The organism is Micromonospora yasonensis (assembly GCF_026013475.1).
GTDB classification, from domain to species: Bacteria; Actinomycetota; Actinomycetes; order Mycobacteriales; family Micromonosporaceae; genus Micromonospora; species Micromonospora yasonensis.
Genome location: NZ_JAPDPH010000022.1, coordinates 1 through 11,983 on the forward strand (window position 1 = coordinate 1; position 11,983 = coordinate 11,983).

The following is an 11,983-nucleotide window of genomic DNA, read 5'->3' on the forward strand; positions in this document are numbered from 1 at the left end:
CCCTCCCCCCTTCCCCTACCCGCCCCCCTTCCGATCTGTACGGCGGGGACCTCCTTCGGCGCGTCCGAGTCGTCGTCGAACGCCGACCCCTGACCGCCGCCGAGCAGTGCCGCCGCGCCGCCCGAGACGGCCCGCTGCCGGGGTGCGTCCGGGCCGGCCATGGCGGCCGGGGACCGGGTCTCCAGGCCCCGGCCGGACGAGCCGCCGAGCGGCCGGTCCAGCGAGGCGAGCAGGGCATCCCGGCCGGCGCGGATCGGGTCCCGCCCCGGGCGGGTGTGATCGGCCGGCGTCGGCAGGCCGTGCCCGCCCCGGTTCGGCTCGCCGCGCGACGGGCCGGGCAGCGCGTGGCCGCCCCGCTCCGGCGCCGGCTCCTGGCCGAGGATCGGCGTGGGGCGCTCGGCGCACAGGTATTGCGCCATGTCGTCGTGCGGGGCGACCTGCTGCCGGGTCTTGTCGAGGTCCCAGACCGCCTGTGCGGTGGCCTTGCCCGACGGCCAGGTGGCGATGATCCGCCAGGTGCCGTCGTCCCGCCGGTACGCGTCCCAGGAGATCTTCTCGGTGTCGATCCCGTGCTGGGCCAGCCGGCCGTTGACCACCTCGGCCAGCGGGGTGGGCTTCTCCGCGCCCTTGAGCCGGGTCCGGCGGGCGTGCTGGGCGAGCATGGCCCGCTCCTGGAGCACCGGGCCCGCGTAGCGCAGGACGCGGTCGACCGGGACGCCCGCGATCCGGGCGACATCCTCGGCGGACTCGCCGGAGCGGATCCGGGCCTGGATGTCCCGCGGGGAGAGGGACGGCGTCGGGTCGGCCGAGGTCGGCACCACCGCCAGGGGCGCCGCGCCAGGTTCGGCGTGCAGCACCCCGGCGACGCGTTCGTCGATGGGGAGGGCGAGCAGGCGCCCGACCTCGTCGGTGAGCACCAGAGCCTGGCCGTCCTCGGAGAGGGCGACGAAGCGTACTGGGCGCATGGGCTTGCCTCCGTCCCGCTTCGCTGGCCGTCACGCCACGAGCCGGCCACCCGGGCGTCTCGCACCACCGTACGCTCATCTACCCGAAGGTGGGGGATGCGACACCCGGCATGTCGTGACTGAGCTGCGGTGATGATCACCGTGGGTGGCCGTCGGAGCCCCGACGACCACCCACCGTCACGAGGTGATCAGAGTCGCTCGACCACGTAGTCGATGGACGCGGTGAGCGCCTCGACGTCGGCCGGCTCGACCGCCGGGAACAGCGCGACGCGGAGCTGGTTGCGGCCCAGCTTCCGGTACGGCTCGGTGTCCACGATGCCGTTGGCGCGCAGCGCCTTGGCGATCGCCGAGGCGTCCACCCCGTCGGCGAAGTCGATCGTGGCGACCACGTTGGAGCGCAGCGCCGGGTCGGCCACGAACGGGGTGGCGAACTCGGCGCGCTCGGCCCAGCCGTACACGATGCCGGCACTCTCGGCGGTGCGCTTGGCCGCCCAGGAGAGGCCGCCCTGCGCGTTCATCCAGTCGGTCTGCTCGGCCGCCAGGAAGATGGTGGCCAGCGCCGGGGTGTTGTACGTCTGCTCCAGCCGCGAGTTGTCGATCGCGGTGACCAGGTCGAGGAAGGCCGGGATGTAGCGGCCCGACTCCTTGATCTCGGTGGCCCGGGCGATCGCGGCCGGCGACATCAGGGCCAGCCAGAGGCCGCCGTCGGAGCCGAAGCACTTCTGCGGGGCGAAGTAGTAGACGTCGGTCTCGCCGACGTTGACCTCCAGGCCGCCGGCTCCGGAGGTGGCGTCGACCAGCAGCAGCGAGCCCTCGTCGGCACCCGCCACCCGGCTGATCGGCACGGCCACGCCGGTGGAGGTCTCGTTGTGCGGGGTGGCGTAGACGTCCACGCCCGCCTCGGCCACCAGGGCCGGCGCGGTGCCCGGCTCCGACTTGCGGACGGTCGGTTCGCCCAGGAACGGGGCGTCCTTGACCGACTTGGCGAACTTCGCGCCGAACTCGCCGAAGCTGGCGAACTGGGCCCGGTCGCGGACCAGCCCGAAGGTGGCGACCTCCCAGAACGCGGTGGTGCCACCGTTGCCGATGACCACCTCGTAGCCCTCGGGCAGGGCGAAGAACTCGGCGAGGCCCCGGCGCAGTCGGGCCACCTGGTCGCGTACCGTCTTCTGCCGGTGCGAGGTGCCCAGGTAGCTGGTGGCGACGTCGGCAAGTGCGGAGACCGCCGCCGGACGGACCTTGGACGGCCCGCAGCCGAAACGCCCGTCGGCGGGCTTGATGTCGTCGGGAATCCGGATGGTCGGTGCGTCAGCCACGGTTGTCTCGATCCTTCCGCATGGGCGAGGGCGGGCCCTTCAGCGGGCGCGGACCAATGGCCGGCTCGTGCGCCGGGCGCACGGGGAGGCCGGGTCCGCCGACCCGGCCGGCAACGCTGCCGGCCTTCATCCTCGCACCCCCGGCACCCGCTCCGGCGGTTGGTCCCACTCCTGCCACTGAGGGATGCGCCACACGCGGCGAGGCCCCGGCCGGAGCCGGGGCCTCGCTGGCGTTCCTTCTCTGCCGAAGGCGTTGAGAAGGGCCTTCCTCACCCCTCAGACGCCGTGCGGGATGGCGTTCCAGCCCTCGACCTCCTGCGGCTTGCGCGGGCCGTGGCCGACGTACCGGGCCGACGGGCGGACCAGCCGCTGTAGCTTCTTCTGCTCGAGGACGTGCGCGGACCAACCGCCCATCCGGGCACAGGTGAACATCGAGGTGAACATGTGCGCCGGCACCTCGGCGAAGTCCAGCACCACGGCCGACCAGAACTCGACGTTGGTGGCGAGCACCCGGTCCGGGCGGCGGGCCTGGAGCTCGGCCAGGGCGGCCTTCTCCAGCGCCTCGGCGACCTCGAAGCGCGGCGCGCCCAGCTCCTTGGCGGTACGGCGGAGCACCCGGGCGCGCGGGTCCTCGGCCCGGTAGACCCGGTGGCCGAAACCCATCAGCCGCTCGCCCCGGTCGAGCACGCCCTTGACGTACCCCTCGGCGTCGCCGCTGCGCTCGACCGCCTCCAGCATGCTGAGCACCCGGGAGGGCGCGCCGCCGTGCAGCGGGCCGGAGAGCGCCCCGATGCCGGAGGAGATGCAGGCGGCGGCGTCGGCACCGGTGGAGGCGACGATCCGGGCGGTGAAGGTGGAGGCGTTCAGGCCGTGCTCGGCGGCCGAGATGAAGTACGCGTCGACGGCCTTGACGTGCCGCGGGTCGGGCTCACCCCGCCAGCGCTTCATGAACCGCTCGACGATCGTCTCCGCCTTGTCGATCTCCTTCTGCGGCACGGCCGGCAGGCCGAGGCCGCGGGCGGACTGGGCGACGAAGGAGAGCGCGGTGACCGACACCCGGGCCAGGTCCTCGCGGGCCTGCTCGTCGGAGATGTCGAGGAGCTGGTTGAGCCCCCAGTACGGGGCGAGCATGGCGACCGCGGACTGCACGTCGACGCGGATGTCGCCGGAGTGCACCGGCACCGGGAACGGCTCGGCCGGCGGCAGGCCCGGGCCGAACCGCCCGTCGACCAGCAGCGCCCAGACGTTGCCGAAGGAGACCTGACCGATCAGATCCTCGATGTCCACGCCGCGATAGCGCAGCGATCCGCCCGCGCGGTCCGGTTCGGCGATCTCGGTCTCGAAGGCTACGACGCCCTCCAGGCCCGGTTTGAAGTCGGACATGTCGTCTCCTGGCTTCCGGCGGTGGTGGCCGCGCGGGCTCGACCGGCCCGCGGCTTAGGCGACCCTCAGGGATGTGTTCGTGACATCTTGCCTGCTCGGTAACCGAGTGCGCGACCCGCGGCGACTGTGCGCCACATGACATCCCCGCCAGTGGACAAGCTCGCGGGCTGGAGAAGACTGGGTGGCGGGGCGTGGCCAGCGTCGGGGGACGCCGGACGCCGAGGGAAGGAACGACGAGAGTGACGGGCAACACACCAGCTCCGGCCGATATGCGTAACGAGTACGCGGCCGACCTGGGCCTTTCCGAATCGGATCTCGCGGCGGACTGGCCCACCCAGTTCGCCCGCTGGTTCGCCGACGCGGTGGCGTACCCGCTCCCCGAGCCGAACGCCATGGTGGTCGGCACCGCCGACGCCGACGGCCGCCCCAGCGGCCGGACCGTCCTGCTCAAGGGGTACGACCCCGAGGGCTTCGTCTTCTACACCAACTACGGGTCGCGCAAGGGCGTCGAGGTGACCGCCAACCCGTGGGCCAGCCTGGTCTTCCCCTGGTTCCCGATGCAGCGCCAGGTGGTGGTGGCCGGGCGGGTGGAGCGGGTCGACCGGGCCGAGACCGAGGCGTACTTCACCAGCCGGCCGCGCGGCTCCCAGCTCGGCGCCTGGGCCAGCGCCCAGTCCACGGTCGTCCCGGACCGGGCCGCGCTGGACGCCACGTACCGGGCCGCGGCCGAGCGCTTCGCCCGGGTCGACGAGATCCCCGCGCCGCCGCACTGGGGCGGGTTCCGGGTCCGCCCCGAGACCGTGGAGTTCTGGCAGGGCCGGGCCAGCCGGCTGCACGACCGGCTGCGCTTCCGGCGGACCGACGAGGGTGCCTGGGTCGTCGAGCGGCTGGCACCGTGACCGGAGTGAAGGAGGCCCGGCCGCGCGGGGCGCACCGCTGGGCGATCGACCTGCGCCCACTCGGCGTGCCGGCGTACCGGCGGGTGTGGCTCGGCAACGGCGTGGCCATGTTCGGCTTCCAGTTCACCGCCGTGGCGGTGCCGGTGGAGATGTTCGACCTGACCGGCGGCTCGTTCTGGGTCGGCCTGCTCGGGATCGCCGGCTTCCTGCCGCTGCTGGTGTTCGGACTCTGGGGCGGGGCGGTCGCCGACGCCCGGGACCGGCGGCGGGTGCTGCTGGCCGGGGGCGCCCTGCTCTGGGCGTCGACCCTGGCGCTGCTGCTCCAGTCGCTGCTGCGGGTGGGCAGTCCGCTGCTGCTGCTCGCGCTGGTGGCGGTGCAGTCGACCGCGTTCGCGATCACCTCGCCGGCCCGCAGCGCGATCCTGCCCCGGCTGGTGCCGGTCGAGCTGGTCCCGGCCGCCAGCACGCTGAACTTCACCACGTTCACCGCGACCTCGGTCTTCGGCCCGCTGACCGCCGGCCTGATCTTCGCCACCTGGCCCACCGAGGCCGGGCTGCCGATCGCGTACGCGGTGGACGCGCTGCTGTTCACCGTCTCGCTCTGGGCCACCCTGCGGCTGCCGGCGATGCTGCCCGAGCCGGACCCGGACGGCGGCGGCGGCGGCTCGCGTCGGGCCGGCCTGTCCAGCATCGTCGACGGGTTCCGCTACCTGGCCACCACGCCGGTGCTGTTGCTCTCCTTCGCCATCGACCTGATCGCGATGATCCTGGCGATGCCCCGGGCGCTCTTCCCCGAGCTGGCCCAGGAGCGGTTCGGTGGCGGCGCCGCGGTCGGCTGGCTCTACAGCGCCATCGCCATCGGCGCGATGCTGGGCGGCCTCACCTCCGGCTGGATCGGCCGGGTACGCCGGCAGGGCCTGGTCCTGGTGGTCGCCGTGGTGGGCTGGGGCGTGGCGATCGCCCTGGCCGGGCTGGCCCGCCAGCTCTGGCTGGTGGTGCTGCTGCTCGGCCTCGCCGGAGCCGCTGACCTGGTCAGCGCGACCCTGCGGCAGTCGATGCTGCTGGTCTACGCGCCGGACCGGATGCGCGGCCGGCTCCAGGGGGTGAACACCGTGGTGGTCGCGGGCGGCCCGCGTCTGGGCGACCTGCGGGCCGGCGCCACGGCGGCGGCGTTCGGCACCGGGGTCGCCATGGTCGGTGGCGGCCTCGCCTCGGCCGTCCTGGCCGTACTGCTGGTGGTGGCCTTCCCGGCACTGCTCCGCTACCGGTCCGCCACCGCCGCCACCCGGTAGCAGGGGACCCTGCCCTACCGCCGGCGTTGACCGGGGGCCCTTCCTCACGTCGACTAAGGTCGCCGGCATGGAGATCGCCGCGCAGTCACCGTCCGGGGCACAGTGGACCATCGCCGCCGACGGCCACGAGGCCGTCGTGGTCGAGGTCGGCGGCGGCCTGCGGACCTACCGGCACGACGGGGTCGACCACCTCGACGGGTACGAGGCGGACGAGCTCTGCCCCGGCTCGGCCGGCCAGGTGCTCGCCCCCTGGCCCAACCGCATCCGGGACGGCGCGTACACCTTCGGTGAGCGGTCGTTGCAGCTCGACCTGAGCGAGCCGGCCCGGCACAACGCCCTCCACGGGCTGGTCAACTGGGTCGCCTGGCATTTGATCGAGCAGTCGCCGGAGAGCGTCACGATCGGCTACGACCTGCCGCCGCGCCCGGGCTACCCCTGGTCGCTGCGGCTGCGTACCCGGTGGACCGTGGGGGCGGACGGGCTGCGTGCCGAGCACGAGGTGACCAACCTGAGCGGGGAGCCGGCGCCGTTCGGCTTCTCGGTGCACCCCTACCTGCGGCTGGCCGGGGTGGGTGTGGACGAGGTGTCGCTGCGGGTGCCGGGGCGTACCCGGGTGCTGGTGGACGGCCGGCTGCTGCCGGTCGCCGCCACCGAGGTGGCCGGCACCGAGTACGACTTCACCGAGCCCCGGGCGATCGGTGCCGCGGTGCTCGACGTGGCCTTCGGCGACGTCGTCCGGGACGCCGACGGCGGCTCGTCGGTGACCCTCGCCGGGCCGGGCGGGGCGGCCGTGCACGTCTGGGCGGACCGCGAGTTCGGCTGGTGGCAGGTGTTCACCGGCGACACCCTCTCCGGCGAGCGCCGCCGCCGCTCGGTCGCGGTGGAGCCGATGACCTGCCCGGCGGACGCGTTCCGTTCCGGCAAGGGCCTCATCACGCTGGCCCCCGGCGAGACCTGGCGGGGTGCCTGGGGCATCCGGCCCGGAGCCTGAGCGTGGAGTTCGCCGAGGTCGTCCGCCGGCGCCGGATGATCCGTAACTACGACCCCGACCGGCCGGTCCCGCCCGAGGTGGTGGACCGCCTGCTGGCGCACGCGACCCGGGCGCCCTCGGCGGGTTTCGCCCAGGGCTGGGGTTTCCTGGTGCTGGAGGAGCCGGCCGACCGGGAGCGGTTCTGGGCGGCGGCCACCCCGGGTGGTGGCGGGCGGGAGCGCTGGCTGGCCGGGATGCGTCTGGCCCCGCTGATCGTGGTGCCGCACGCCAACCGCTCCGTCTATCTGGACCGGTACGCGGAGGCGGACAAGGGCTGGACGGACCGGTCGACCGAGCGCTGGCCGGTGCCCTACTGGTACGTGGACACCGGCTTCGCCGCGCTGCTCATGCTGCTCACCGCCGTGGACGAGGGGCTTGGCGCGTGCTTCTTCGGCATCCCGCCGCACCGGCTCGACGCGTACCGGGAGGCGTTCGGGGTGCCGGCGGAATACGAGCCGGTCGGCGCGATCACCATCGGTTACCGGGCGCCGGACCACCGGTCACCGTCGTTGCGCCGAGGTCGGCGCCCGGTGGACGAGGTGGTCCGGCGGGGCCGGTGGAGTTGAACGGATCCCGGCGGGGTAACGGTGCTGGCGAAACCGACATGAGGGAGTAAAACGCGGTGTGGCGGGTGCGGCTAGGCTGGCACCGACATCACCAGCCGGGCCAGGGGGAGGGGAGCGCGCCTTGATCTTCAGAGCGGTCCGGGACGGGCGTCCCTACCCGGAGCACAACCTCACGCTCAAGCAGTGGGCGGAGATCCCGCCGCGCCCGCTGCGGCTGGACCAGCTCATCACCACCAAGCGCGAGCTGGCGCTGGACAAGCTCCTCGCCGAGGACTCCACCTTCTACGGCGACCTCTTCCCGCACGTCGTGCAGTGGAACGGCGGCCTCTACCTGGAGGACGGCCTGCACCGGGCGCTGCGGGCGGCGCTCCAGCAGCGCAACCAGATCCACGCCCGGGTGCTGGTGCTCAGCCCGCTGGGCGAGTGACCCCCTCCCTGAGTCTTCGTTAAGGTGACGGCATGACTCCTCTCGACCTGCTCGACATCGACGCGTCGCTGGACGAGGAGGAGCGGCAGATCCGCGCCGTCGTGCGCCAGCTCGTCGACGATCGGGTACGCCCCCACGTCGCCGGCTGGTACGAGGACGGCCAGGTCCCGGCCCGCGAGCTGGCCCGCGAGTTCGGCAAGCTCGGCCTGCTCGGCATGCACCTGACCGGGTACGGCTGTGCCGGCGCGTCGGCCGTCGCGTACGGACTGGCCTGCCTGGAACTGGAGGCCGGCGATTCCGGCGTCCGCTCGCTGGTCTCGGTGCAGGGTTCGCTGGCCATGTACGCCATCTGGCGCTACGGCAGCGAGGAGCAGAAGCAGCGCTGGCTGCCCGCCATGGCGGCCGGTGAGGCGATCGGCTGCTTCGGGCTGACCGAGCCGGACCACGGCTCCGACCCGGCCTCGATGGCCACCCGGGCCCGCCGGGACGGCGACGACTGGATCCTCAACGGCAGCAAGCTGTGGATCACCAACGCGCCGATCGCCGACGTGGGGGTGATCTGGGCGCGCACCGATGAGGGCGTGCGTGGCTTCGCCGTACCCATGGACACGCCCGGCGTGACGGCGCGCGAGATCCGGCACAAGATGTCGCTGCGCGCGTCGCTGACCGGGGAGATCGCCCTCGACGACGTGCGGCTCCCGGCGGACGCCCGGCTGCCCGAGGCGATCGGGCTCAAGGCGCCGCTGAGCTGCCTGACCGAGGCCCGGCACGGCATCGTCTGGGGCGCGCTCGGCGCGGCCCGCGACTGCCTGGAGACCGCCCTGTCCTACGCGACCACCCGGACCCAGTTCGGCCGGCCGCTGGCCGGCTTCCAGCTCACCCAGGCCAAGCTCGCCGACATGGCGGTCGAGTGGAACAAGGGCCTGCTGCTGGCGCTGCACCTGGGGCGGCTCGCCGACGCCGGCCGGTTGCGGCCCCATCAGGTCAGCGTGGGCAAGCTGAACAACGTCCGAGAGGCCCTCACCATCGCCCGGCAGTGCCGGACCATCCTCGGCGCGAACGGCGTCTCCGGCGAGTACCCGGTGATGCGGCACGCCAACAACCTGGAGAGCGTGCTGACCTACGAGGGCACCTCGGAGATCCACCAGTTGGTCATCGGTCAGCAGCTCACCGGGCTGTCCGCCTTCGCCTGAGCTGCGGGTTCACCCGTTCGGGTCGCCCGACGGGCGAGTGTCGCACCAGGGCCGTACCGTCATCATCAGTCGATGTGTCTGACGAGGACGGTGAGGGCGAATGGCCCGCGACGGTGACATCAACGAGCCCACCAGGGAGTTCCCGGAATACCCGACCGGCGACCACCTTCGGGCCCGGGCGGACGTCACAGGCGAACCGGCACCGGGTGGCCCGCGGTCGTCCGGCGGCCCGGTCCGCGGCCTGCTCGTGGTGCTCGGCGCGGCCGCGCTGGTCGTGGTGGCGCTGCTCGGCGTGCAGGCGACCGGGATCCTGCCACACTTCCGTAACCCGTTCGCCCAGCAGCAGACCGACCGCAGCCAGCCGCCGCTGCTGAAGTCGATCCGGGACCTCAGCCGGTACGTGGCCGCCGAGGGTGACTTCCAGGTGGTCGTCGACCTGCAGAAGGACCGGAAGAACGTGCCGGACTTCCTGCTCAACGAGCGGACGCTCTTCGTCGGGGCGGGCCGGGTCGAGGCGTACGTGGACTTCGCGAAGATCGCCGACGGGGCGGTGGTGGTCTCCGACGACAAGAAGTCGGTGGAGATCAAGCTGCCCGCGCCGCAGCTCGGCGAGACCGACCTCGACCTGGAGAAGAGCTACGTCTTCGCCGAGGAACGCGGCCTGATCAACCGGCTCAACGACCTGGTGGCCGGCGATCCCAACCGGCAGCAGGCGGTCTACAAGCTGGCCGAGGACCGGATCACCACCGCCGCCCGGGACAGCGGGCTGACCACCCGGGCGGAGGAGAACACCCGCAAGATGCTGGAGGGTCTGCTCCGCTCCCTCGGCTACCAGAAGATCACGGTCACCTACACGGCCCCCTGATTCTCGACACCGACGCCCGCCCGGTCCCCGGGCGGGCGTCGCGCTGTCCGGCTCAATAGCGCACGCGGTCCTCGTTGGGCATCAGGATCCAGAGGATCAGGTAGATGATCACCTGGGTGCCGGGCAGCAGCAGCGACAGCAGGAACAGCAGCCGGACCATGCCGGCGGACATGCCGAACCGCTGGGCCAGACCGGCGCAGACACCGGCGAACATGCGCCCCTGGCGGGGCCGGACCAGTTTGCGACTCATCGTCGTACTCCCACTCTGCGGCGATCCGCCGCGCTGAATTCCACGCTAGGAACGGGTGCCCACCGCGCCCTCGGCCCCGAGGAGGATCGGCGACCCGGGCACCCGTAGGTGCATACCCCGGCCGGCCCCGCCCGAAGGACCCGGCGATCGCCGGCGAGGCGGGTGTGGTTGCTTGCCGGCGGTGCCCGCCCCGGCCGCTCGTGCGGCGGGGTGGTGACGGTGGGGAGGCGGGTGGCGGCGGAGAGTGGGCGTGTGCCGGGGTGCGGACGGGTACTGACCTGGGCAGGTAGGCTCGCCGGTCGGGCCCCACACCCCCGGGGTCCACCCGTCGTCCCGGACCGGGGACGGCGCACACCGGCCCGGATCCGTACAACGGGTACGACGGCGAGGAAAGTGCAGCCATGATCAGCGTTTTCGACCTCTTCAGTGTCGGTATCGGGCCGTCCAGCTCGCACACCGTGGGTCCGATGCGGGCCGCGCGGACGTTCGTGGCCGGGCTCAAGGCGGACGGGCTGCTCGCCGACGTGACCCGGGTGCAGGCGGAGTTGTTCGGTTCGCTGGGCGCCACCGGGCACGGCCACGGCAGCGACCGGGCGGTGCTGCTCGGCCTGGAGGGCGAGGCCCCGGAGACGGTCGACACGGACAGCGTCGGGCCACGGGTGGCGCGGATCCGGGCGGAGCGGCGGCTGAGCCTGCTCGGCGCCCAGGAGATCGACTTCGACCCGGACCGGGACCTGGTGCTGCACCGGCGGCGCTCGCTGCCGTACCACCCGAACGGGATGACCTTCGCGGCCTTCGACGCGGCCGGGGCGCAGGTACGCGCCCGGACGTACTACTCGGTGGGCGGCGGCTTCGTGGTGGACGAGGCGGCGGCCGGGGCGGACCGGATCAAGCCGGACAGCACCCGGGTGCGGTACCCGTTCCTCACCGGCGCGGAGCTGCTCGCGGTGACCGGGGAGACCGGGCTGTCGATCAGCGAGGTGATGCTGGCCAACGAGCTCTCCTGGCGCGGCGAGGCGGACGTGCGGGCCGGGCTGCTGGAGATCTGGCGGGTCATGCGCGAATGCGTGGACAACGGCTGCGCCCGCGACGGCGTGCTGCCGGGCGGGTTGAAGGTCCGCCGCCGGGCGGCCGAGCTGCGCCGCAGCCTGGAGGCCGAGGCCGACGCCACCGACCCGCTGCGCGCGATGGACTGGGTCACCCTGTTCGCCCTGGCGGTGAACGAGGAGAACGCGGCCGGCGGCCGGGTGGTCACCGCGCCGACGAACGGAGCGGCGGGGATCATCCCGGCGGTGCTGCACTACTACACGCGGTTCGTGCCGGGTGCCTCGGACGAGGGTGTCATCCGGTTCCTGCTGGCGGCCGGCGCGATCGGGGTGCTGTTCAAGGAGAACGCGTCGATCTCCGGGGCGGAGGTGGGCTGCCAGGGTGAGGTCGGGTCGGCCTGCTCGATGGCGGCGGCCGGGCTCGCCGAGGCGCTGGGCGGCACCCCGGCGCAGGTGGAGAACGCGGCCGAGATCGGCATGGAGCACAACCTGGGGCTGACCTGCGACCCGGTCGGCGGCCTGGTGCAGATCCCGTGCATCGAGCGCAACGCGGTGGCCAGCATCAAGGCGATCACCGCCGCCCGGCTCGCGCTGCGCGGTGACGGCGTGCACGCCGTCTCGCTCGACAAGGTCATCAAGACCATGCGGGAGACCGGCGCGGACATGAAGGTGAAGTACAAGGAGACGGCGCGGGGCGGCCTCGCCGTCAACGTCATCGAGTGCTGAACCCGAAGGGGTGACCCCGGGGGTA

12 protein-coding genes are annotated in these 11,983 nt (G+C 73.2%); 8 read left to right on the forward strand and 4 right to left on the reverse strand.

The window, feature by feature from the left end; genetic code table 11:
- From sepH to ONA70_RS07410, 3 genes are all read right to left on the reverse strand, one after another.
- Positions 1-965 (reverse strand): septation protein SepH (gene sepH, locus ONA70_RS07400; RefSeq protein ID WP_265005585.1); only part of this gene is annotated, 965 nt, incomplete at its 3' end.
- Positions 966-1,153: 188 nt separating this feature from the next.
- Positions 1,154-2,281: a phosphoserine transaminase gene (gene serC / locus ONA70_RS07405; protein ID WP_265005586.1), complete on the reverse strand. Its 1,128-nt coding sequence runs from the start codon at positions 2,279-2,281 to the stop codon at positions 1,154-1,156.
- A 276-nt stretch (positions 2,282-2,557) separates the two neighbouring features.
- Positions 2,558-3,664: a citrate synthase 2 gene (locus ONA70_RS07410; protein WP_265005587.1), complete on the reverse strand. Its 1,107-nt coding sequence runs from the start codon at positions 3,662-3,664 to the stop codon at positions 2,558-2,560.
- 269 nt (positions 3,665-3,933) lie between these two features.
- Here ONA70_RS07410 and pdxH point away from each other — a divergent pair, with 269 nt between their 5' ends.
- The 7 genes from pdxH to ONA70_RS07445 all read left to right on the forward strand — a co-directional run bounded on the left by pdxH (position 3,934) and on the right by ONA70_RS07445 (position 9,936).
- Positions 3,934-4,563: a pyridoxamine 5'-phosphate oxidase gene (gene pdxH, locus ONA70_RS07415; RefSeq protein ID WP_265005634.1), complete on the forward strand. Its 630-nt coding sequence runs from the start codon at positions 3,934-3,936 to the stop codon at positions 4,561-4,563.
- Entirely contained in the window at positions 4,560-5,855 is a 1,296-nt protein-coding gene (locus ONA70_RS07420; RefSeq protein WP_265005588.1) for an MFS transporter, read from the forward strand. Before pdxH ends, ONA70_RS07420 begins: the two co-directional genes overlap by 4 nt.
- A gap of 67 nt (positions 5,856-5,922) precedes the next feature.
- Positions 5,923-6,846, forward strand: coding sequence for an aldose 1-epimerase family protein (locus ONA70_RS07425; RefSeq protein WP_265005589.1), 924 nt, complete (start codon positions 5,923-5,925; stop codon positions 6,844-6,846).
- A 2-nt stretch (positions 6,847-6,848) separates the two neighbouring features.
- Complete coding sequence (locus ONA70_RS07430; RefSeq protein ID WP_265005590.1) at positions 6,849-7,451, forward strand: nitroreductase family protein; 603 nt, start codon at positions 6,849-6,851, stop codon at positions 7,449-7,451.
- 121 nt (positions 7,452-7,572) lie between these two features.
- Complete coding sequence (locus ONA70_RS07435) at positions 7,573-7,878, forward strand: type II toxin-antitoxin system VapB family antitoxin (protein WP_265005591.1); 306 nt, start codon at positions 7,573-7,575, stop codon at positions 7,876-7,878.
- A gap of 32 nt (positions 7,879-7,910) precedes the next feature.
- The gene (locus tag ONA70_RS07440; protein WP_265005592.1) at positions 7,911-9,071 is read left to right on the forward strand and encodes an acyl-CoA dehydrogenase family protein; all 1,161 of its coding nucleotides are present in this window, start codon (positions 7,911-7,913) and stop codon (positions 9,069-9,071) included.
- 100 nt (positions 9,072-9,171) lie between these two features.
- Positions 9,172-9,936 (forward strand): DUF4230 domain-containing protein, encoded by a 765-nt coding sequence (locus tag ONA70_RS07445; protein WP_265005593.1) that lies wholly within the window; start codon positions 9,172-9,174, stop codon positions 9,934-9,936.
- Between the two features lie 52 nt (positions 9,937-9,988).
- Here the strand turns inward: ONA70_RS07445 and ONA70_RS07450 are convergent, their stop codons facing one another.
- Positions 9,989-10,186 (reverse strand): PspC domain-containing protein, encoded by a 198-nt coding sequence (locus tag ONA70_RS07450; RefSeq protein ID WP_265005594.1) that lies wholly within the window; start codon positions 10,184-10,186, stop codon positions 9,989-9,991.
- A 401-nt stretch (positions 10,187-10,587) separates the two neighbouring features.
- Between ONA70_RS07450 and ONA70_RS07455 the strand changes: the two genes are divergently transcribed.
- Positions 10,588-11,958, forward strand: coding sequence for an L-serine ammonia-lyase (locus tag ONA70_RS07455; RefSeq protein WP_265005595.1), 1,371 nt, complete (start codon positions 10,588-10,590; stop codon positions 11,956-11,958).
- Positions 11,959-11,983: the final 25 nt, after the last annotated feature.

What these genes read in the sequence shown, in the direction of transcription:
- ONA70_RS07450 (WP_265005594.1), bottom strand. Translation starts at nt 10,186, where the DNA reads ATGAGTCGCAAACTGGTCCGGCCCCGCCAGGGGCGCATGTTCGCCGGT.
- ONA70_RS07455 (WP_265005595.1), top strand. Translation starts at nt 10,588, where the DNA reads ATGATCAGCGTTTTCGACCTCTTCAGTGTCGGTATCGGGCCGTCCAGC.
- ONA70_RS07440 (WP_265005592.1), top strand. Translation starts at nt 7,911, where the DNA reads ATGACTCCTCTCGACCTGCTCGACATCGACGCGTCGCTGGACGAGGAG.
- ONA70_RS07410 (WP_265005587.1), bottom strand. Translation starts at nt 3,664, where the DNA reads ATGTCCGACTTCAAACCGGGCCTGGAGGGCGTCGTAGCCTTCGAGACC.
- ONA70_RS07425 (WP_265005589.1), top strand. Translation starts at nt 5,923, where the DNA reads ATGGAGATCGCCGCGCAGTCACCGTCCGGGGCACAGTGGACCATCGCC.
- pdxH (WP_265005634.1), top strand. Translation starts at nt 3,934, where the DNA reads ATGCGTAACGAGTACGCGGCCGACCTGGGCCTTTCCGAATCGGATCTC.
- ONA70_RS07445 (WP_265005593.1), top strand. Translation starts at nt 9,172, where the DNA reads ATGGCCCGCGACGGTGACATCAACGAGCCCACCAGGGAGTTCCCGGAA.